We start from the raw sequence: 19,617 nt of genomic DNA on the forward strand, positions 1-19,617 counted from the left end.
CTCGCCGCGACGGCGCGGGTGCGGCGGATGGCGACCCGCACCCGGGCGATCAGTTCGGCGGCGGCGAACGGTTTCACCAGGGCCGCGACGGCGCGGGTGCGGCGGATGGCGACCCGCACCCGGGCGATCAGTTCGGCGGCGGCGAACGGTTTCACCAGGTAGTCGTCGGCGCCCAGGCTGAGGCCCGCCACGCTGGCCTCCTCGCCGGCGCGGGCGGAGAGCACCAGCACCGGCAGGGTCCGGGTCGCCGGGTCCGCGCGCAACTGGCGGACCAGGTCGAAGCCGTCGAGCACCGGCATCATCACGTCGGTGAGGACCACGTCCGGCGGGTCGCGGCGGATCGCGTCCAGGGCCTGCCGGCCGTCGCTGACCGCCCGCACCCGCCAGCCCTGTCCGGTGAGCAGGCGACTCAGGTACGCCCGCATGTCGCTGTTGTCGTCGGCCAGCAGGATGTCCGCCCCGGCCAGCTCGTCGGCGGCCGGACCGGTCACCGCGGCGGCCTGCTCCACACCGGCGGTCGGTTCGGTCAGCCAGCCCATCGCCTCGGTGGCGGCCGCGCGGGCCGCGTCACCCTGCCCGCCCGTTGGTGGGCCGGTCACCGCGGCACGACGCGACGCCGACCAGGGCAGCGCCACCGTGAAGGTGGTGCCGACGCCGACCCGGCTGGTCACTCGCACCTGCCCACCCTCCAGGCGGGTCAGCTCGTGGACCAGGGCCAGGCCGATTCCGGTGCCCTCGTGACTGCGGGAGCGGGTGCCCTGCACCCGGTGGAACCGTTCGAAGAGCTTCGGCAGGTCCTGCTCGGCGATGCCGATGCCGGTGTCCGTGACGGTGAGCCGGACCTCCTCGTCGTCGGAGTCCAGCGCGACCCGGATCCGCCCGATGAAGGTGTACTTCAGCGCGTTGGAGAGCAGGTTGGTGACGATTCGTTCCCAGTTGACCGGGTCCACCGTGACGGGGCCGGGCAGCGGTGGGCAGTCGACCTCCAGCACCAGCCCGGCCCGCTCGACGGCCGCCCGGAAGACGCCGGTCAACTCGGCGGTGAGCGCCGCGAGGTCGATCACGCGGGCGTCGCTGGAGGCCCGCCCGGCCTCCAGGCTGGAGAAGGTCAGCAGGCTGTTGACCAGGGTCAGCAGCCGGGTGGCGTTGCGCCACGCGGTCTCCACCCGCTCGCGCTGCACCGGCGCGAGCGGGGCGGCGGCGTCGGTGAGCGCGTCGCCGAGCGGGCCGAGCATGAGGGTCAGCGGGGTGCGGAACTCGTGGCTGACGTTGGTGAAGAAACTGGTCTTCACCCGGTCCAGCTCGGCCAGCGCCTCGGCCCGGCGGCGCTCCTGCTCGTACTCCTGCGCGTTGCGCAGCGCCACGGACACCTGCTGGGCCAGCAGCTGGTAGAAGGACCGGTACGACTCGTCCAGCCCGCGGCTGGGGCTGACCCCGGCGAGCAGGACGCCGAGCGGCTGCTCCTGGTCGGCTGACGGCAGCGGCAGCGCCAGCGCGGCGCGGACCGGGTCGTCAAACGCGCCGCCCGACAGGGTCAGTCGCTCGGCGACACCGCTCACCTCGGTCGGTCGACCCTCGGCGGCGTCCGGCAGCCCCCACGCGCGCCAGGCCGGGGCCGGGTCGTTCAGGTCCACATCGTCCGGGAGCCCCTGCGCCACGGTGGCGCTGTCCGGCTCGCCGCCGACGCAGGCAGCTCGCCGTAGAACCGCCCCGTCGCGTAGGTAGATGGCGGCGAACGGCACGTCCAGCGAGTGACCGCCGATCGCGGAGATCAGGCGGGCGCAGGTGGCGTCCACGTCGACGGTGCGTCCGTCGCCGCCTACGGAAAGGTCGCGCAGCAGCCGCAGCCGGCGTTCGCCGACCACCTGCTCGGTGACCTCGCTGCACACGGTCAGCACGCCGACGGTGCGACCGTCGTCGTCGCGGGCCGGGGCGTGCGAGACGCTGAAGTACGCCTCCTCGCGGTAGCCGGCCCGTTCCAGCAGCAACCGCAGGGCGGGCACCCAGCTGGCGACCCCGGTGGCCATGGCCTGTTCGATCAGCGGGGCGAGGACGTCCCAGCCCTCGGCCAGGGTCACGCGCACGTCGCCGCCGAGCGCGGCCGGGTGTTTGTCGCCGATCAACGCGGAGTACGCGTCGTTGTAGAGCTGGGAGAAGCGGTCGCCCCAGAGCAGCAGCATCGGGTAGCGGGAGGAGAGCACCACCCGGACCGCGGCGCGCAGGCTCTGCGACCAGTCGCTGACCGGACCGAGCGGGGTGCCGGCCCAGTCCAGGTCCGCCATCAGCCGACCGGTGTCGCCGCCCTCGGTGAAGAGGTCCGTGCTGGGTCGTGTCACGTTCGACCCGGCCCCATCGCAAGCCCCCCGTTCTGGGCCTGTCGACCCTTGCTGGTGTTACCTACCCATCCTGGCATCTCTACTCACCTGTGCTGACGCCGGCACCTACCGTCGAACCGGCGGTGGTTCCGGACGAACGACCGATGCTCAACAAATCGACATCTGTCAGTGTCTCGGTTATCTCTCCAACCCCCCCGAGGAGCCCCCATGAGAGGCAGAACGCTGAGCGCGGGAACCGCGCTCGCCGTGTTCGCCGGGATGACGGTGACGCTGGCCGCCCAGCCGGTGACCGCGGCACCCCACACCACGACGACGGTGGCCCGGCCGATCGCCGCGCCCGCCGCCGCCCTGGCCGCACCGGACATCTCCGTCACCAACGTCCAGGCGCACCTGACCCAGTTCAACTCCATCGCCACCAGCAACGGCGGCAACCGGCGGGCCGGCTCGGCCGGCTACACCGCCTCGCTCAGCTACGTCAAGACCAGGCTTCAGTCGGCCGGGTACACGGTCAGCGAGCAGTACTGCTCCAGCTGCACGTACCCCTCGAACAACCTCATCGCGGAGTGGCCCGGCGGCCCGTCCGACCAGGTGGTCATGTTCGGTGCCCACCTCGACGGTGTCTCGGCCGGCCCGGGCATCAACGACAACGGCACCGGCTCGGCGACCCTGCTGGAGAACGCGCTGGTCCTGGCCGCGCAGAACCCGACCATGACCAAGCGGGTCCGCTTCGCCTGGTGGACCGACGAGGAGCAGGGGCTCAACGGCTCCCGGTTCTACGTCAACTCGCTCAACGCCACCCAGCGCGGCTACATCAAGGGCTACTACAACTTCGACATGGTCGGCTCGACCAACGGTGGCTACTTCATCAACCGGGTCACCTCGACCACGGCGGCGCCCCTGAAGGCGTACTGGGACTCGTTGGGTCTGCAACCGGAGGAGAACGTCGAGGGTCAGGGCCGCTCCGACGACTACTACTTCCAGCAGGCCGGCATCCCCACCTCCGGCTACGCGGCGGGTGCCAGCGCCCGCAAGACCAGCGCCCAGGCGGCCAAGTGGGGTGGCACGGCCAACTCCGCGTACGACCCCTGCTACCACCGCGCCTGCGACACCACCGCCAACGTCAGCGCCACGGTGCTGAACCGCTCGGCGGACGGCGTCGCGTACGCGCTGTGGCAGCTCGCCGTGGGCGGCGGCACCCCGGGCTGCGCCGGCGGCCAGGTGATCGGCAACGGCGGGTTCGAGAGCGGCAGCACGCCGTGGACCGCGTCCTCCGGCGTGATCACCAACTCCAGCAGCCAGCCGGCCCGGACCGGGTCGTACAAGGCGTGGCTCAACGGGTACGGCAGCACCCGCACCGAGACCCTGTCCCAGTCGGTGACCGTGCCGGCCGGGTGCGCCAGCTACACGCTGTCGTTCTGGCTGCACGTCGACACCGCCGAGACCACCGGCTCCACGGCGTACGACAAGCTCACCGTGCAGGTGGGTTCGACCACGCTGGCGACGTACTCGAACCTCAACGCCGCGGCCGGCTACGTCCAGCGCAGCTTCGGCGTGGCCGGGTTGGCCGGCCAGACGGTGACGCTGAGGTTCACCGGCACCGAGGACGCCTCGCTGCAGACCAGCTTCGTGATCGACGACGTGGCCTTGCAGGCGAGCTGACGGATGCGTCGGGTGGAGGCGAGCGGCCCACGTTCGCCCCGCCCGACCCGTTGAGCGCGTGCCCGCGCGGGGTCGCGCCGCGCTGTCGGCGGTGACCCCGGTCGAGCGCGAGGTCAGGGGAGCTGCGGGTAGAGCGCGGCGACGCCGCCGGCCAGCCCGGCCTGCACCCGCCGGCTGATGTCGTCGGCGACGATCTCGTACGCGTCGGCCTCGATGCCGTCCACCGCGATCCGGGCGATCGCCGCCGGATCGGACTTCGGGCCGGTGATCGTGGCGGCCATGTCGGTGTCCAGGTAGCCGACGTGCAGGCCGGCGACCCGGACGCCCCGCTCGGCGAGTTGGATGCGCAGCACGTTGGTCATCGCCCACTCGGCGGACTTCGCGACGCTGTAGGCCCCGTGGATCGAAACGCCCACCCAGGACAACACGGAGAGCACGTTGAGGATCGTCCCGCCGCCGTTGCCGGCGATGACCGGCGCGAACGCCCGGGCCATCGACAGGTTGCCGACGTAGTGGGTCTCCAGCTCCAGCCGGATGAGGTCCAGGTCGCCGTCGAGGAGGTTGGCGCGGGAATCGATGCCGGCGTTGTTGATCAGCAGGTTCACGTCGCCGGCCAGCTCGGCGGCGGCGGCCACCGAGGCCGGGTCGGTGATGTCCAACCGCACCGGCGTCACGCCTGGCAGGTCGACGCTGTCGGGGTTGCGGGCGCCGGCGTAGACGGTGGCGCCCCGGGAGAGGAGTTCGGCGGCCAGGTGTCGACCGAAGCCGCGGTTGGCGCCGGTGACGAGGGCGGTGCTTCCAGTGATCTTCATGCGGCCAGGTTAACCAGCTGACTTCTGCTAGGCAAAGTCAGCTAGCTCACCGCACGGATCCGTCCGGATCGGGAATACGACCCGATGCCGTCACCACCCGCCCCGTGACGACTCGTATCCTTTGCGCGAACCTCCGCACGTGACAGAAGGGAGACGGTGTGAGCAACCAGGCCGAGACGTTGGAGTTCCAGGCCGAGGCGCGTCAGCTCCTCCAACTTGTCGTCCACTCGATCTACTCGAACAAGGACGTCTTCCTGCGGGAACTCATCTCGAACGCGTCCGACGCGCTGGACAAGCTGCGGCTGGCCACCCTGGTCGACAAGGACCTCGTCGCCGACACCGACGACCTGCACGTCGCCATCGAGGTCGACCGGGACGCCCGCACCCTCACCGTCCGGGACAACGGCATCGGGATGACCCGCGACGAGGTGGTCCGGCTGATCGGCACGATCGCCAAGTCGGGCACCGCCGAACTGCTGCGCCAGCTGCGGGAGTCCTCCGACGCCCGCGCCTCGCAGGACCTGATCGGTCAGTTCGGCGTCGGCTTCTACGCCGCGTTCATGGTCGCCGACACCGTCACCCTGCTGACCCGCAGGGCCGGCGAGACCGGCGGCACCCGCTGGCAGTCCACCGGCGAGGGCACGTACTCGATCGAGACCGTCGACGAGGCGCCGCAGGGCACCTCGGTGACCCTGCACCTCAAGCCCGCCGACACCGAGGACAACCTGCACGACTACACCGCCGAGTGGACCATCCGCGAGATCGTCAAGCGATACTCCGACTTCATCGCGTGGCCCATCCGGATGCGGATCGAGCGGCCCGGCGCCGACGGCGAGCCCGCCACCAGCGAGGTGCAGACCCTCAACTCGATGAAGGCGCTCTGGGCGCGACCCCGCGACGAGGTCGACGCCGCCGAGTACAACGAGTTCTACAAGCACGTCAGTCACGACTGGGCCGACCCGCTCGAGGTCGTGCACATGAAGGGCGAGGGCACCTTCGAGTACGAGGCGCTGCTGTTCCTGCCCAGCCACGCCCCGCTGGACATGTTCTCCCCGCAGGGCCGCCGAGGCGTCCAGCTCTACGTCAAGCGCGTGTTCATCATGGACGACTGCGAGGCACTGGTCCCCACCTACCTGCGCTTCGTCAAGGGTGTGGTCGACGCGCACGACCTGTCGCTGAACATCTCCCGCGAGATCCTCCAGCAGGACCGGCAGATCCAGATCGTCCGCCGCCGCCTGGTCCGCAAGGTCCTCGCCACCGTCCGGGACCTCAAGACCAACCACCCCGAGCGGTACCGCACCTTCTGGACCGAGTTCGGCGCGGTCGTCAAGGAAGGGCTGATCGACGACACCGACAACCGGGACACCCTGCTGGAGATCCTGTCGGTGGCGTCCACCAACGACCCGGCCGAGCCCACCGACCTGGCCGGGTACGTCTCGCGGATGAAGGACGGCCAGACCGACATCTGGTACGCCACCGGCGACTCCCGGGCCACCATCGAGAACTCCCCGCACCTGGAGGCGTTCCGGGCCAAGGGCCACGAGGTGCTGCTCCTCACCGACCCGGTCGACGAGGTGTGGGTCGAGCGGGTCGGCACGTACGACGGCCGACCGTTGCGCTCGATCGCCAAGGGCGAGGTCGATCTGGACACCGACGAGGAGAAGCAGCAGGCCGAGACCGAGCGGGAGCAGCAACGGCAGGAGTTCGCCGCACTGGTCGAATGGCTGGGCACCACCCTCGCCGACAGCGTCCGGGAGGTCCGCCTGTCGTCGCGGCTGACCACCTCACCGGCCTGCGTCGTCGGCGACGCCCACGATCTCACCCCGACGCTGGAGAAGATGTACCGGGCGATGGGGCACGAGATCCCGTCGACGAAGCGGATCCTGGAGATCAATCCCGGCCACCCGCTGGTCGCCGGGCTGCGCAAGGCCCACGAGCAGGGCGACTCCTCGCAGGCCCTGACCGAGACGGCCGAACTGTTGTACGGCCTGGCGGTGCTCGCCGAGGGCGGCGAGCTGACCGACCCGGCCCGCTTCACCCGGACGCTCGCCGACCGGCTGGCCCGCACCCTGTAAGTCGTTCGCCCTCCGGCCGGCGGGCCGCCCCACCAGCGGGCTCCGCCGGCCGGTCACCTCCCCGGAGGCTCGCGACCGTCGATCCACGATGTCCTGCCCGAACGTCAAATCCGGGAGAGCTGATGCCTGTCGACACCGTGATCCTCAGCGGGGAGGGACCGCACGCCGACCCCTGGCACCCGTTGCCCGAGACCAGCGCGATACTGGCGGACCTCATCGGCCACGCCGCCGTCGTGACGTCCGTCGGCCGGCTCGCGACGGCGCTCGACGGTGCCCGGCTGCTGGTGGTGAACGCGAGCGCCGACCGTTCGTCGCTGATCCCCGAGGACGAGCTCTTCCGGGGCGTGCTCGACGACTTTCTGGCCCGTGGCGGCAATCTCCTCGCCACCCACAGCGCCACCCTCGCGTTTCCCCGGGTACCGAGCTGGCGTGCCACGATCGGCGCCGCCTGGGAACACGGCCGTTCGTCTCACCCGCCGATCGGTTCCAGTCTCATCCGGCGTACCGCTGTCGCGCATCCGATCAGCGAAGGGCTCGGCGACATCGAGGTCTTCGACGAGCGCTACACCGATCTGGCGCGAGTCGAGGGCGTCGACTTCGAACCTCTCTACGCGCACGAGGAGGACGGCGTCCTCCACCCGCTCGTCTGGGCACGCACGGTGGGAGACAGCCGGATCGTCTACAACGCCCTCGGACACGACGCCCGGTCGTACGAGTCGCCCGGCCACGTCGAACTGCTGCGCCGCAGCGCGGCCTGGCTGCGACACGACGCCTGATCGCAATCGGTCCATCGTGGTCACTGCACAGTGACACCAGGCCCGCAACCGCTGGGCGGACCGCCGAGCGCGCCCCGGTGAAGAACTTCACAGCGGGTGGGCGATCGTCACCGACCGTGCCTAACGTCGGTCGGGTTCGCCACTGCGGACACCACGGCCGGCAACGCCAAATCCTGCCCCCGGTCGTCGGAACCCAGTCACCCGGGCAGGAGCGGGGGACCCAACGTTCCTCGGTGCACGTCACCTCGGGGTGAAGCCGCCACCGTGCGGCCGGGCTCCTCGGCCCGAACCCGACAGCTCACCTCGCCGGCGTGGAGGAATCACATGACGTCTGTTCACACGCCCCGTCATCGACGGGTCACCACCCGCCGCCTCGCCGTCGGCACCCTGGCCGTCGGAGCGGTCACCGGTGCTGTCGCCCTCTTCGGGCCGGCCGCCCCGGCGCAGGCCGGCGTCAACTGGGACGCGATCGCCCAGTGCGAGTCCGGCGGCAACTGGAAGATCAACACCGGTAACGGCTACTACGGCGGGTTGCAGTTCTCGCAGGGCACCTGGGCCGGCTACGGCGGCAAGAAGTACGCCGCCCGCGCCGACCTGGCCAGCCGCGGCGAGCAAATCGCCGTCGCCGAGAAGGTGCTCGACGGGCAGGGCATCGGCGCCTGGCCGACCTGCGGCAAGAAGGGCGGCTCGTCGGGCGGCTCCGCCACCACGTCGAGCAGGACCACGAAGTCGACGAAGTCCACGAAGTCGACCCCGAAGCCCAGCAGGCCGCAGGAGCGGCCGTCACGCGGCGAGCAACCGGCGACGCGCGACCACGAGCGCACCGCGCCGGCGGCGGGCGGCGAGACGTACACCGTCCAGCCGGGCGACACGCTGTCGGAGATCGCCGGCAACCACCGGCAGGCCGGCGGCTGGCAGGCGCTGTACGAGCGCAACCGGCAGGTGATCGGCGCCGACCCGGGTCTGATCTTCCCGGGTCAGCGGCTCAGCCTCTGACGGACGACACGCGAACGCTCGGCCGGGTCACCGGCCGAGCGTTCGCGTGTGTCGCTTCGGTACGCGGCTCGCGGGTCAGGCCGCCGAGGCGGACGCCTTCGGCGCTCGCTGCGACGCCACCGCCCCGGCGTTCCGACCCCAGCGAGGGGCCGACACCGCCTCGCCCGGCCGGCCGGTCCGGCTCTCGTCACCGACGCCTTCGACGGCCATCTCGACCGACGTGGGCGTGCTGCGCGCCAGCCGCAGCGACTCCTCGGCGCCGGCGCGGGCCTCGCACGGCCAACCCTGGCCGGCACACTGGAGATTGCGGCAGCGACCCTCGTCGTCCGGCTCGTGGGCGCTCAGCACGTCGACCGCGAGCTGCCAGAGCAGAGGATCGGTCACGTCGTGCGGACGCTCGACGCGACGGCTCGGTCGGTTGCTGGTGTCGTCGGACATCGTGGGCCCCCCTCGTCAGGCTGTTCCCCCCAAGGGTCACCCGTCAGCCGTCGGCTAAACCGCCGACCTGCTGTGATGTGTCCCTGATCGCAGGAAACGCGGTCACCGGGGACCGGTCAGTCCGGCAATAGCGGCATCTCGACGCCCGCGTCCCGGCCGAGCAGCACCGCCCGGGTGAGCGCCGCCGATCCGAACCGGTCGCGGACGGCGTCGACCGCAGCGTCCAATTCGGCCCCCGGGTCCGGGTGGAAGGGCAGCTCCGGTTGGACCGGGTTGTCGTCGAGGTTGCCCACCGAGACGCCGATCAGGGTGACGCCGCGCCGGTCGATCTCGGGCTGGGCCGCCCGTAGCAGCGCCCGTGCCGCGGCGAGCACCGGCGTGGTGTCCGCGGTCGCCTTGCCCACGGTGTGCGAGCGGGTGGCCCGGGTGTAGTCGCCGAAGCGCAACCGCAGCACCACCGTGCGTCCGGCCCGCCCGGCCGCCCGCATCCGCCGGGTTACCCGATCGACCAGGCCGGCGAGGATCGCATCCAGCTCCGCCGCGGTGTGTGGGGTACGGCCGAGCGCGTGCTGCGCGCCCATCGAACCGCGTCGGCGGCCCACCTGCACCGGCCGGGGGTCACGGTTGTGCGCCAGGGCGTGCAGGTGCCGGCCGGCGCCCGCGCCGAGCAGGGAGACCAGCGCCGCCTCGCCGAGCCGGGCCACGTCGCCGACGGTACGGATGCGGCGTTCGCGCAGCTTCGCGGCGGTGACCGGGCCGACGCCCCAGAGCCGGTCGACCGGCAACGGATGCAGGAAGGCCAGCTCGGCGTCGGGTGCGACCACCAGCAGCCCGTCCGGCTTCGCCACCCCGCTGGCCACCTTCGCCAGGAACTTCGTGCGGGCCACGCCCACCGTGATCGGCAGGCGTACCTGTTCGCGGACCTCCCGCCGCAGCCGGTCGGCGATGTCGGCCGGTGACCCGACCAGCCGGCGCAGGCCCCCCACGTCCAGGAACGCCTCGTCGATGGAGAGCCCTTCGACCAGCGGGGTGGTCCGCCGGAAGATCTCGAACACCGCACGGCTGGCGGCCGTGTACGCCGACATCCGGGGCGGCACCACGATCGCGTCCGGGCACAGCCGGCGCGCCTGCTGGCCGCCCATCGCGCTGCGTACCCCCCGCCGCTTCGCCTCGTAGCTGGCGGCGAGCACCACCCCGCCGCCGACGATCACCGGCCGCCCCCGCAGGCGTGGGTCGTCGCGCTGCTCGACCGACGCGTAGAAGGCGTCCAGGTCGGCGTGCAGGATGCTGGCGCCGGGCGACACGTACACATGTTCGCATGACGTCCGGTCATCGCGGCAGTGAGCTGGTCGAACGTGGTTCCGGGCCGATCAGTCGAGGCAGAACTCGTTGCCCTCGGGATCGGCCATGACGATGTGGCCGGCAGCGAGCGGGGGAGCGGGCTCGTGCCGACTGATCCGTGTGGCGCCGTGCGAGACGAGCCGTCCGGCCTCCGCTTCGAGCGCCGCCATCCGCTCGTCGCCGGCGAGGCCGGGAGCAGCCCGGACGTCCAGGTGTACGCGGTTCTTGACCTGTTTGCCCTCGGGCACGCGCTGGAAGAACAGCCGCGGCCGGGAGCCCTCGGGGTCGACCACCGCCGAGGCGTCGTTGCGGTTCTCCGGCGGCACGCCCATCGCGTCCAGTGCCTGCTCCCACGACTCGAAGCCTCCGGGCGGCCCCTGCACCTGGTACCCGAGCACCTCGGCCCAGAACGTCGCCAACCCGCCCGGGTCGGCGCAGTCGAACGTGATCTGCACGTCGCGTGCCATGGCAGCTCCCTGTTTCCTCAGCTGGTCGGTCATGGACCCAGTCTCTCGCGGATAGCGGACAGGATCGTTCCTCGCGGCCGGCCTGCTCGCCCGCCGCCTCGCGGCGATGGCCGAGCCACCTGAACGGACCTGGGATCACAGGTCGTCGAACGGCCGGGCGTAGCGGAACTCGCCCCGGATCGACTCGCGCCACGCGTTCAGCGGTCGGGCCATGAAGTACTGCGGACCCCACGGCTGCGGCGGCGTGACGCCCAACTCGACGGCGGGCCGGAACCCGAAGCGCGGGTAGTACTCGGGGTGCCCCAGCAGCACGACCAGCGGTTCGTCCCGTGCGTCGGCCGCACCGAGCACCGCGTGCATCAACGCGCTGCCGACGCCGCGCCGCTGCCACCCGGGCAGCACGCCGAGCGGACCCACGCCCAACGCCACCGGCTCACCGGCCACCCGGCCGCGGGTGGCCACCACGTGCCCCACCACCTGGCCGTCCGAATCGGTCGCCACCAGGGAGTACGCGGGCAGCCAGTCCTCGTCGGCGCGCAGCGCGTCGACGAGCGTCGCCTCGACCGGCACGCCGTCACCGTCGGTCTTGGTGAAGGCGGCGGCGTGCACCGCACGGATCGCGTCGACGTCGGCGGGTGTCTCGCGTCTGATCAGCATCGCGCCACGATACGGGGACCCCGGGCAGCGGCTCCACGCGTTTATCGCGTCGAATGCCGTACAGCCGGCCGTCCGGCGGGCATCTCGCCGGAATGGGCTATACCTGTGAGTCATAGTTATGACGCACAGGTATACGGCTCATCGGGGAACATGCCCCGGGATCCGAGCCGACCCGACGCGACCCAGCCGGGGCCAAGCCCGGCCCGTTCGGCTGTTCAGCCGACGGCAGTGTCGGACGGCGGGGCGCTGCCGCCCCGGGGCACCTCCGGGGTCATCAGCCGGATGATCTCCGCCTGATCGGCCGGCGAGGGCAGCCCCCACCCCGGCCGGTAGCCGTACACCTCCTGTAGTGGGGTGGAGGCGGTGCGGCCGTCCAGGATCTCCACGGCGTCGGTGCCGATCAGACCGGGGTGTTCGACGCCGCACGCCTCAGCGACCTTGGTCAGGTCCCGGCGCAGCGTGCCCAGGTAGTTGGCCGCCCGGACCGACTTCAGCGTCGGGTCGAGCCCGCGGGCCAGCCAGGCGTTCTGCGTCGCCACGCCGGTGGGGCAGGTGTCGGTGTGGCACTTCTGCGCCTGGATGCAGCCGATCGACAGCATCGCCTCCCGACCCACGTTGACCATGTCGCAGCCGAGCGCGAACGCCACGATGGCGTTGTCCGGTAGGCCGAGTTTTCCGGCGCCGACGAACACCACCTGCTCGTGCAGGTCATGCTCGGCGAAGACCCGGTACACCCGGGAGAAGCCCTGCTGGAACGGGAGTGACACCGAGTCGGTGAAGATCAGTGGTGCGGCACCGGTGCCGCCCTCGCCGCCGTCGACCGTCACGAAGTCGACGCCCCGGCCGGTGTCGCGCATCAGGGTGGCCAGCTCCTCCCAGAAGCCGAGGTCCCCGACCGCCGACTTGATGCCCACCGGCAGGCCCGTCTCGGCCGCCAGCAACTCCACCCAGTCGAGCAGACTGTCGCAGTCGGAGAACTCGGCGTGCCGGGACGGGCTGACGCAGTCCTGCCCCGCCGGGATGCCCCGGGTCGCGGCGATCTCGGCGGACACCTTCGCGCCGGGCAGCAGTCCGCCGAGGCTGGGCTTGGCGCCCTGGCTGAGCTTGATCTCCAACGCCCGCACCGGGGCGCCGGCAACCACGTCCTTCAGCCGGTCCATGCTGAACCGGCCGTGCTCGTCGCGGCAGCCGAAGTACGCCGTGCCGAGCTGGAAAACCAGCTCACCGCCATTGCGGTGGTACGGCGACAGGCCACCCTCGCCGGTGTTCTGAAGGCAGCCGGCGAGCGCCGCCCCCTTGTTGAGCGCGGCGATCGCGTTGCCGGAGAGCGAACCGAAGCTCATCCCGGAGATGTTCACCACCGACTCCGGTCGGAAGGCGCGGGCTCGCCCGCGGGCCGCGCCGAGGACCTTCGCGCACGGCAGCCGTACGTCGTGCCCGGCCGCCGGAGTCGACGGCGGCACGGCCCGGCCGAACGTGCGGTGCTTGATGATCGGGTAGCCGGGGGTGTACTCGATGTCGTTGTCCGTGCCGAAGCCGAAGTAGTTGTTCTGGTGCTTCGCCGACGCGTACACCCAGCGGCGCTGGTCGCGGGTGAACGGACGCTCCTCGTTGTTGCCGGCCACGATGTACTGCCGAAGTTCCGGCCCGATGGCCTCCAGCAGGTACCGGGCGCGGCCGAGCACCGGGAAGTTGCGCAGCAGCGCGTGGTCGCGCTGGACGAGGTCCCGCGCGGCGAGGGCCGCCACGGCGGCGGCGACGGCGGGTACGGCTCGACGGGCCCATGTCATGCCCGGAACTCTTTCCGCCCGCGCGGCGGATCAAACCGGCCCGACCGCGACGCGGCGCTGGTCAGCCCCGGGACTGGACGCGGTTGACGCTCGCCGTCGCGCCGCCGCGAGCGCCCGGCGGCGGTGCGGGGTGCCCCGCACCGCCGCCGCGAACTCAGCGGTGCTGGAACGTCTGGCGGACCGTTCCGCCGACGATCGCGCACCACGTGCTCGTGCTGAGCTTGCCGTTGCGCGGCAGGCCGTGCAGCGCCTGCAGGTCCTGCACCGCCGCCCGGGTGGCGTGGTCGTACGCCCCGGTGACGGTGACCGCGTACCCCTTGGTGGCGAGAATCTCCTGCACCGCGGTGACCGGCGCGCCGCGGCGTGCTGGTCCAGCTCCGGCGCCAGGGTCTCCCAGGTGGGCGTGGTGAGCGTGGCGTCCACGTCCACCGGAATGCCGTTGCGGGCCTGCCAGTCCTGCACGGCCGCGACGGTCGCGGCGTCGAACGTGCCGCTGACCGTCACCGCGTAGCCGCGGAACGTGAGCAGGTGCTGCACCACCCGGACCGACGGCGAGTTGACGAACCGCCACAGGTCCGGCCAGCGGCGCGCCGGCACGTCACCCAGCTTGGTGCCGAGGGCCGCGTACACCCGCCGGCGCAGCGCCGGGAACTCCCGGTAGAAGGCGGCGCCCGGACACTCGGTGGTGCGGAAGTCCCAGTGGCCGAAGATGTCGTGCGCGTGCAGGCCGTACTGGCGGCAGATGGCGACGCAGAGCTTGACCAGCGAGTCGGTCAACGCCTGCGGCGGCGTCTCGGTGACGTAGGTGCCCTCGTTCTCGATGCCGATGGCCCGACCGTTCTCGCCCGGGCAGTGCGCCGAGATCATCTGCCGGTCGCCGGCTTCGAGGCGTTCCAGGCTGCCCCGGCGGCCCTCCAGCACGTAGCCGCCGCGGCTGACCGTGAAGTGCTGGCCGGTGTCCGACCAGCCGTTGCCGTCCATGTGCAGGTCCTGGCAGTCGTGGGCCAGCTTGACCGCCTGCTCGCGGGAGTAGTCGGTGACGTTCGGGAACGCCATGTGATGCACGATGATCTTGTTGGTGGGAATGGCGCTGACCGACAGCGGGTCCTTCGGCGGCCGCGCGTCCCACTCGTCGCAGCTGATGATCCAGTCCAGGTCGGTGCCCGGGGCGGCCTGCGCCGCGGCCGGGAAGGCGAGTTCGCTCCCGACGACGGCGACCGTGGCGGCGCCGAGACCGGCCCGCAGCAGCGTCCGGCGATCCACTTCGGAATGGTCGACGTGCATGAAAGTCTCCTCCTGCGGCCGACGGCGGGGGATGAAAAGTAGCTCCAGTGGCCGCACGCACTCCGGAGAATATTGCCAACACTCGCCCGTGCGCTAGACCCCGCCCACCCGCAGGCCGGCGTTTCCCCTCGGACCGCCTGGGGTAGGTCGGGGCGAACCTGCGGCTGCCTGCGTGAAGGAATGACCATATGAGTGACAACGTCAGCGACGCGGTGGGCGACGCCCTCCGCTCGGTGATGCTCTTCCTGCCCAAGGCCGTCGCCTTCGTGGCGATCCTGGTGGCGGGTTGGCTGATCGCCAAGGCCGTGCTGAAGATCGTGGAGAAGGTCCTGGAGCGGGTGGGCTTCGACCGCGCCGTCGAACGCGGTGGCGTCCGCCGCGCGTTGAGTCGATCCCGGTACGACGCCAGCGACATCGTCGCGAAGCTCGTCTACTACGCGGTGCTGCTGCTCACCCTTCAGCTGGCCTTCGGCATCTGGGGGCCGAACCCGATCTCCGACCTGATCGCCGCGGTCATCTCGTGGCTGCCCCGCGCCTTCGTCGCCATCGTCATCGTCGTGGTGGCCGCCGCCATCGCCAACGCCGTCAAGGACATCATCAGCGGCGCGCTCGGCGGGCTGTCGTACGGCGGGGTGCTGGCCAACATCGCCTCGGTGTTCATCCTCGGCCTCGGCGTCATCGCGGCGCTGAACCAGATCGGCGTCGCCACGGCGGTCACCACGCCCGTGCTGATCGCCGTGCTCGCCACGATCGGCGGCATCCTCGTCGTCGGCGTCGGCGGTGGCCTGATCCGTCCGATGCAGAGTCGCTGGGAGGCGTGGCTGACCCGCGCCGAGCAGGAGTCGCAGCTGATCGCCGCGCACGCCCACGCGTACCGGGCCGGTCGCCGCGACGCCGAGGCCGAGGCGGCCCGGGCGGCCACTCCGGCCAGCGACCCGGAGGCGACCCAGGTGGTGACCCGGCCGGCCGACTCCGAGGCCACCCAGATCGTCCGCCCCTCGACCGACTCCGAGGCCACCCAGATCGTCCGCCCCTCGGCCGACTCCGAGCCACCCAGGTGGTCACCCGGGACGGCGTCGACGCCGAGACGTCGCCGGTCGCCGCCCGGCCGTCCGCGTCCGACGACACGACCCAGGTGGTCGACAGGTCGACCGACTCGGACACCACGCAGGTGGTGGGCCTCGACCCGGAAGCGACCCAGGTGGTCAGCGGCGGCGCGGTGCCCGAGCAGCGCGTCAGCGACGACAGCGAGACCACCACGGTCATCCCGCCGCCGGTCGACCGGCGCTGACACCCAGCGGTACGGCGGGGCGGGATCTCTCGGATCCCGCCCCGCTTCGTCGTACGCCCGCCGAAAGCGCTGGCCGGGGCCGCGACGCTTGTCCAGCATCGCCGACATGACCTGGCGACCCGGCGGCGGCCAGGGAGGGCGCCGCCGGGCTTCCTCAGCCGGCCAGGTGCAGGAACGACCACTGGTGACCGTCGAGGTCCCGGAAGCCGCGCATGTACATCGGCCCGTTGGCGATCCCCGGCCCGAGCGCCTCCCCACCGGCGACCGCCGCCCGGTCGACCAGCTCGTCGACCTGCTCGCGGCTCTGCGCCGACAGCCCCACGATGACCTCCCGGCTGGTCGCCGTGTCCGTGGCGGCGACCCCGGTGTACGCCTCGAAGGCCGAGCGGATGTGCAGCATCAGCCGGGTGGTGTCGGAGATGGTGAGCATCATGCTGTCGCCCTCCGGCCCGGCCTGGTCGCTGGTGAAGCCGATCGCGCGGTAGAAATCGGCGGCGGTGGTCAGGTCGCGCACCGCCAGGTTGATGAAGGTCATGGTCATCCGAGGTCTCCGTTCGACTCGAGCAGCACCGTCAGCCTCTCGTGCGGGACGTCGACCCCGCTCCCGACTCGCCGACCGCGTCGAAGGAGGCCGTCAGGGCTGATCGCCGTCGAGGTAGACCCACCGGCCGTCCTCGCGGACGAACCGGCTGTGTTCGGTGAGCGTGCCCGGGCGACCCGCGTCCCGGTAGTGGGCGTGGAACGTCACCGTGCCCGCGGTGTCGAGCAGGCCGCCCCGCTCGGTGTCGACGATCTCCAGCCGGGTCCACCGCTGCCCCGGGTCCAGCTCCAGCCGCGCCGGCCGGGTCGAGGAGTGCCAACTTCGCAGCAGGTAGCCGGTGTCGCCGAGGGCGAAGGCGCTGAACCGGGAGCGCATCAACGCCTCGGCCGTCGGCGCCTGTGCGTCGCCGCCGTGCACCGGGGCGCAGCAGCCCGCGTACGCCTGGCCGGAGCCACACGGGCACACCCTGCCCGTCGTCGCGTTCGCCCGCCTGCGCGAACCACCCTTGCCCACGCCGTCATCCTGCCGTACCGGTCCGCAGGCCCGGACGCACGGGGTCAGAGCCAGCCGGAACGGCGGAACAGGCGGTACAGGGCCAGGGCGGCCACGGCCATCAGGGTGAGGGCGCCCGCGTAGCCGTAGCGCCAGGCCAACTCCGGCATGTGGTCGAAGTTCATGCCGTAGACGCCGGCGATGCCGGTCTGGGTGGCCGCGATGGCCGCCCATGCCGCGATCTTGCGCATGTCGTTGTTCTGCTCGACCCCGAGCTGCGCCAGGCGGGACTGGACGATCGAGGTGAGCAGATCGTCGTACGCGGCCACCCGGTCCACCGCCCGGCTCAGCCGGCCGTCCACGTCGACGAACCAGCGGTGCAACGTACGCGGCGGGCCGTCGGCGCCATCCGCGTCGAGCAGCGTCCGCATCGGCGCCTGCAACGGCAGGACCGCCCGCTTGAACTCCACCACCTCCCGTTTGAGCTGGTAGATGTGCTGGATGTCGGCGGAGCGGTCGCGGGCGAACACCGCCTCCTCGACCCGCTCCAGGTCCCGCTCCACGTGCCCGGCCACCTCCAGGTAGGAGTCGACCATCCGGGCGCAGACCGCGTACGCGACCGCCCACGGGCCGGCGGCCAGCAGCGCGGGGCGGCGTTCGATGTCGGCCCGTACGCTGCGCAGCGCCCCGGCGGCGCCGTGCCGCACGGTGATGGCGAACCGGTCGCCGAGCAGCACCATCACATCGCCGGTGTCGATCACCTCGGAGGTGTCGGTCAGCTCGTCGTGTTCGACGTACCCGGCGGTGCGCAGCACCAGCAGCGTCACCGACCCGTGGCGTTGCACGGTGGGCCGGTGCCCGTCGGCGAGCGCCTGCTCGACGGTCAGCTCGTCGAGGCCGAAGGTCCGGCCCACCGCGGCGAGCACCGCCGGGCCCGGGTCGTGCAGGCCCAACCAGACGAAGGCGTCGCGACCGCGCCGGACCCGGGTGTACGCGTCGGCGTAGTGCGGGCGGCCGGGCTCTCGTCGTCCGTTGACGTAGACGGCGCAGTCGACCACGGCGTCCGGGTTGGATCGACGCGGTGCGGGGGAGTCGCCCTCGACCCGTCCGAGCAGTCGACGAGCCAGCGCGCGTACGCCGCCACCGGCCCGGTCCCCTACCGCTCCCTCGTCCACCACCACGTGCCTCCCCGACGTCGACGCACCGCCCCGGTCACGATGCCCGCAGGGATGGTGTCACCGCATTCTGCCGAGCCGGGTCCGGCGCCCGACAGCGGGGCGGCGGGTGGTTTCAGGCGGTGCGGGAGGCGAAGACGACGACGTTGTCGACGTAGTTGCCGGTGGCGGCGTCGAACCGTCCGCCGCAGGTGATCAGGCGCAGCCCGGCGGCGTCCGCCGAGCCGTACACCAGCGTGGTGGGGAAACGGTCCTTGGGGTACGCGCGCACGTCGTCCACGGTGAACGTCGTGATCGACGCGTCGGCGCGGGTGATCCGGATCTCCTGGCCGGCGCGCAGGCGGCCGAGGTCGAAGAAGACCGCCGGGCCGGTCGGGGAGTCGACATGTCCGACCAGGACGGCGTTGCCCGTCTCGCCGGGACTGACCCCGTGCCGGTACCAGCCGGCGAGCTGGGGCCGGTTCAGGGGCGGCACCTCCAGCACCCCGGCGGCGTCCGCGCCGACCGGGACGATCTCGGCGCCTACACCGATGGCCGGGATCTGCACCCGCACCGGCGCGGCGCGCGGCAGTGGCGCCAGGTCCGGTGCGGGGTGGGTGCGAGTCGGCGCGTCGGCCGGTGGTCGTGGGGGCCGGGCCGGGTCGGCCGTGAGGCCGACGGTGATCAGTCCCAGCCCGGTGACGCCGAGCAGGGCGACCACGGCCGGCAGGGTCCGCCGCCACCACACGTGCCTACCTCCGTACGGGATGGTCGGGGTGCCGCGCCGGTTGGCGCGGGCACCCGTCCTCAGGGATGGAGCGGGTCGCCGGTCAGGCGACGGCGGACACCGGACGGCGCCGGCGGAACAGAACCACCGCGCCGGCGACGGCGGTGCCGAGCAGCGTGCCGCCGGCGGCGAGGGCGCCGGTCTCGCGGCTGTCGCCGCCGGAGCCGGCTGGTGCGCCACCGATCGGGGTGACGGTGAACGTGGCGCTGCCGGCTGAGCTGCCGTCGCCGCAGGTGGCGGCCACGGTGTACGTGCCCAGGGTGAACCCGGCGGTGAAGAGTTCGGCGCTCAGGCCGCCGCCGGCGGCGGCCGTGGTGGACCGGACGTTCTGGTCGCGGTTGGGGCCGGTGACGCGGAAGAGGGCGTCACCCGACTTCGGGTTGCAGGTCGTCGCGGTGAGCACGACGGTCCCACCGACCGGGGTGGTGGCCGGTGACACGGTGGTGTCGGCCAGCGCGGCGCCTGGCAGCAGGAGCGTGCCGAGGCCCACGCCGAGCGCCGCTGAGCAGAGTGCTGTTGAGACCTTCATACGCGTCTTCCCTCACTTTTCGTCCGCTGACTGCGTGGGACGTCGTTCGGGTGGCCAACTCCGTGACTAGCACCGGTGTGCCCAACACTAGGTGGGTTGGGACCCCGATCCGGTGAAAATGAGAAATCCTCGTTGCCGTCACGTGTCTTCCCGAAGGCGGGGAGAGCTGCGGAAAGGCCCGGACGGTCCGAC

The 19,617-nt window shown here is 72.0% G+C and carries 18 protein-coding genes, 1 pseudogene and 1 riboswitch; of the genes and pseudogenes, 6 read left to right on the top strand and 13 right to left on the bottom strand.

Translation table 11 applies throughout. The annotated features are described in order from the left end of the window. Positions 1–2,336, bottom strand: a 2,336-nt coding sequence (locus JNW91_RS14985; RefSeq protein ID WP_203175758.1) for an ATP-binding protein, incomplete at its 3' end; no start/stop codon positions are given. 207 nt (positions 2,337–2,543) lie between these two features. Here JNW91_RS14985 and JNW91_RS14990 point away from each other — a divergent pair. Then, positions 2,544–3,995, top strand: coding sequence for a M28 family peptidase (locus JNW91_RS14990; RefSeq protein ID WP_203175760.1), 1,452 nt, complete (start codon positions 2,544–2,546; stop codon positions 3,993–3,995). A 113-nt stretch (positions 3,996–4,108) separates the two neighbouring features. Here JNW91_RS14990 and JNW91_RS14995 read toward each other — a convergent pair whose 3' ends face one another. Then, positions 4,109–4,807: an SDR family oxidoreductase gene (locus tag JNW91_RS14995; protein ID WP_203175762.1), complete on the bottom strand. Its 699-nt coding sequence runs from the start codon at positions 4,805–4,807 to the stop codon at positions 4,109–4,111. Between the two features lie 158 nt (positions 4,808–4,965). On the opposite strand from JNW91_RS14995, the gene htpG reads away from it, so the two are divergent. The 3 genes from htpG (at position 4,966) to JNW91_RS15010 (ending at position 8,654) form a co-directional block, all read left to right on the top strand. Beyond that, entirely contained in the window at positions 4,966–6,882 is a 1,917-nt protein-coding gene (gene htpG / locus JNW91_RS15000; RefSeq protein ID WP_203175763.1) for a molecular chaperone HtpG, read from the top strand. Between the two features lie 122 nt (positions 6,883–7,004). Then, positions 7,005–7,658 (top strand): ThuA domain-containing protein, encoded by a 654-nt coding sequence (locus JNW91_RS15005; protein WP_203175765.1) that lies wholly within the window; start codon positions 7,005–7,007, stop codon positions 7,656–7,658. 154 nt (positions 7,659–7,812) lie between these two features. Further along, positions 7,813–7,984, top strand: a riboswitch (cyclic di-AMP (ydaO/yuaA leader). Next, positions 7,983–8,654 carry a LysM peptidoglycan-binding domain-containing protein gene (locus JNW91_RS15010; RefSeq protein WP_203175766.1) on the top strand — a complete coding sequence of 224 codons (672 nt, stop codon included), beginning with the start codon at positions 7,983–7,985 and terminating at the stop codon, positions 8,652–8,654. (Overlaps the previous riboswitch by 2 nt.) A 75-nt stretch (positions 8,655–8,729) precedes the next feature. On the opposite strand, the gene JNW91_RS15015 is transcribed toward JNW91_RS15010, so the two are convergent. From JNW91_RS15015 to JNW91_RS34180, 6 genes are all read right to left on the bottom strand, one after another. Then, positions 8,730–9,092, bottom strand: coding sequence for a hypothetical protein (locus tag JNW91_RS15015; RefSeq protein ID WP_203175767.1), 363 nt, complete (start codon positions 9,090–9,092; stop codon positions 8,730–8,732). Positions 9,093–9,208: 116 nt separating this feature from the next. Then, the gene (gene dinB, locus JNW91_RS15020) at positions 9,209–10,396 is read right to left on the bottom strand and encodes a DNA polymerase IV (RefSeq protein ID WP_203175768.1); all 1,188 of its coding nucleotides are present in this window, start codon (positions 10,394–10,396) and stop codon (positions 9,209–9,211) included. Between the two features lie 66 nt (positions 10,397–10,462). Then, on the bottom strand, positions 10,463–10,900 hold the full coding sequence (locus JNW91_RS15025) for a VOC family protein (protein ID WP_203175769.1): 438 nt from the start codon (positions 10,898–10,900) through the stop codon (positions 10,463–10,465). Between the two features lie 135 nt (positions 10,901–11,035). Further along, positions 11,036–11,557: a GNAT family N-acetyltransferase gene (locus tag JNW91_RS15030; protein WP_203175770.1), complete on the bottom strand. Its 522-nt coding sequence runs from the start codon at positions 11,555–11,557 to the stop codon at positions 11,036–11,038. Positions 11,558–11,772: 215 nt separating this feature from the next. Next, complete coding sequence (locus tag JNW91_RS15035; protein WP_203175771.1) at positions 11,773–13,347, bottom strand: FMN-binding glutamate synthase family protein; 1,575 nt, start codon at positions 13,345–13,347, stop codon at positions 11,773–11,775. Positions 13,348–13,377: 30 nt separating this feature from the next. Beyond that, on the bottom strand, positions 13,378–14,631 hold the full coding sequence (locus JNW91_RS34180) for a peptidoglycan recognition protein family protein (protein ID WP_456085410.1): 1,254 nt from the start codon (positions 14,629–14,631) through the stop codon (positions 13,378–13,380). 188 nt (positions 14,632–14,819) lie between these two features. Between JNW91_RS34180 and JNW91_RS32305 the strand changes: the two are divergent. Continuing rightward, positions 14,820–15,581 (top strand): annotated as a pseudogene (locus JNW91_RS32305) (membrane protein); the annotation flags it as partial. Between the two features lie 107 nt (positions 15,582–15,688). After that, on the top strand, positions 15,689–15,922 hold the full coding sequence (locus JNW91_RS32310; RefSeq protein ID WP_238425025.1) for a hypothetical protein: 234 nt from the start codon (positions 15,689–15,691) through the stop codon (positions 15,920–15,922). 154 nt (positions 15,923–16,076) lie between these two features. Here the strand turns inward: JNW91_RS32310 and JNW91_RS15050 are convergent, their stop codons facing one another. From JNW91_RS15050 to JNW91_RS15070, 5 genes are all read right to left on the bottom strand, one after another. Further along, a complete protein-coding gene (locus JNW91_RS15050) occupies positions 16,077–16,463 on the bottom strand; it encodes a VOC family protein (RefSeq protein ID WP_203175772.1) in 387 nt (128 codons plus the stop codon). 93 nt (positions 16,464–16,556) lie between these two features. Next, positions 16,557–16,976 carry a YchJ family protein gene (locus JNW91_RS15055; protein ID WP_203175775.1) on the bottom strand — a complete coding sequence of 140 codons (420 nt, stop codon included), beginning with the start codon at positions 16,974–16,976 and terminating at the stop codon, positions 16,557–16,559. Positions 16,977–17,020: 44 nt separating this feature from the next. After that, positions 17,021–18,130 (bottom strand): magnesium and cobalt transport protein CorA, encoded by a 1,110-nt coding sequence (locus JNW91_RS15060; protein ID WP_203175792.1) that lies wholly within the window; start codon positions 18,128–18,130, stop codon positions 17,021–17,023. A 115-nt stretch (positions 18,131–18,245) separates the two neighbouring features. Next, positions 18,246–18,857 (bottom strand): class F sortase, encoded by a 612-nt coding sequence (locus JNW91_RS15065; RefSeq protein ID WP_203175777.1) that lies wholly within the window; start codon positions 18,855–18,857, stop codon positions 18,246–18,248. Between the two features lie 82 nt (positions 18,858–18,939). Then, positions 18,940–19,425, bottom strand: a complete 486-nt coding sequence (locus tag JNW91_RS15070; RefSeq protein WP_203175779.1) for a hypothetical protein — start codon at positions 19,423–19,425, stop codon at positions 18,940–18,942. Positions 19,426–19,617: the final 192 nt, after the last annotated feature.

The sequence above is a fragment of the Micromonospora parastrephiae genome (genome assembly GCF_016802865.1).
Classification (GTDB): Bacteria; Actinomycetota; Actinomycetes; order Mycobacteriales; family Micromonosporaceae; genus Micromonospora; species Micromonospora parastrephiae.

What these genes read in the sequence shown, in the direction of transcription:
- JNW91_RS15015 (WP_203175767.1), bottom strand. Translation starts at nt 9,092, where the DNA reads ATGTCCGACGACACCAGCAACCGACCGAGCCGTCGCGTCGAGCGTCCG.
- JNW91_RS15005 (WP_203175765.1), top strand. Translation starts at nt 7,005, where the DNA reads ATGCCTGTCGACACCGTGATCCTCAGCGGGGAGGGACCGCACGCCGAC.
- JNW91_RS15035 (WP_203175771.1), bottom strand. Translation starts at nt 13,347, where the DNA reads ATGACATGGGCCCGTCGAGCCGTACCCGCCGTCGCCGCCGCCGTGGCG.
- JNW91_RS15030 (WP_203175770.1), bottom strand. Translation starts at nt 11,557, where the DNA reads ATGCTGATCAGACGCGAGACACCCGCCGACGTCGACGCGATCCGTGCG.
- JNW91_RS34180 (WP_456085410.1), bottom strand. Translation starts at nt 14,631, where the DNA reads ATGCACGTCGACCATTCCGAAGTGGATCGCCGGACGCTGCTGCGGGCC.
- JNW91_RS14990 (WP_203175760.1), top strand. Translation starts at nt 2,544, where the DNA reads ATGAGAGGCAGAACGCTGAGCGCGGGAACCGCGCTCGCCGTGTTCGCC.
- JNW91_RS15010 (WP_203175766.1), top strand. Translation starts at nt 7,983, where the DNA reads ATGACGTCTGTTCACACGCCCCGTCATCGACGGGTCACCACCCGCCGC.
- JNW91_RS15050 (WP_203175772.1), bottom strand. Translation starts at nt 16,463, where the DNA reads ATGACCATGACCTTCATCAACCTGGCGGTGCGCGACCTGACCACCGCC.
- JNW91_RS14995 (WP_203175762.1), bottom strand. Translation starts at nt 4,807, where the DNA reads ATGAAGATCACTGGAAGCACCGCCCTCGTCACCGGCGCCAACCGCGGC.
- JNW91_RS15025 (WP_203175769.1), bottom strand. Translation starts at nt 10,900, where the DNA reads ATGGCACGCGACGTGCAGATCACGTTCGACTGCGCCGACCCGGGCGGG.
- JNW91_RS15070 (WP_203175779.1), bottom strand. Translation starts at nt 19,425, where the DNA reads ATGAAGGTCTCAACAGCACTCTGCTCAGCGGCGCTCGGCGTGGGCCTC.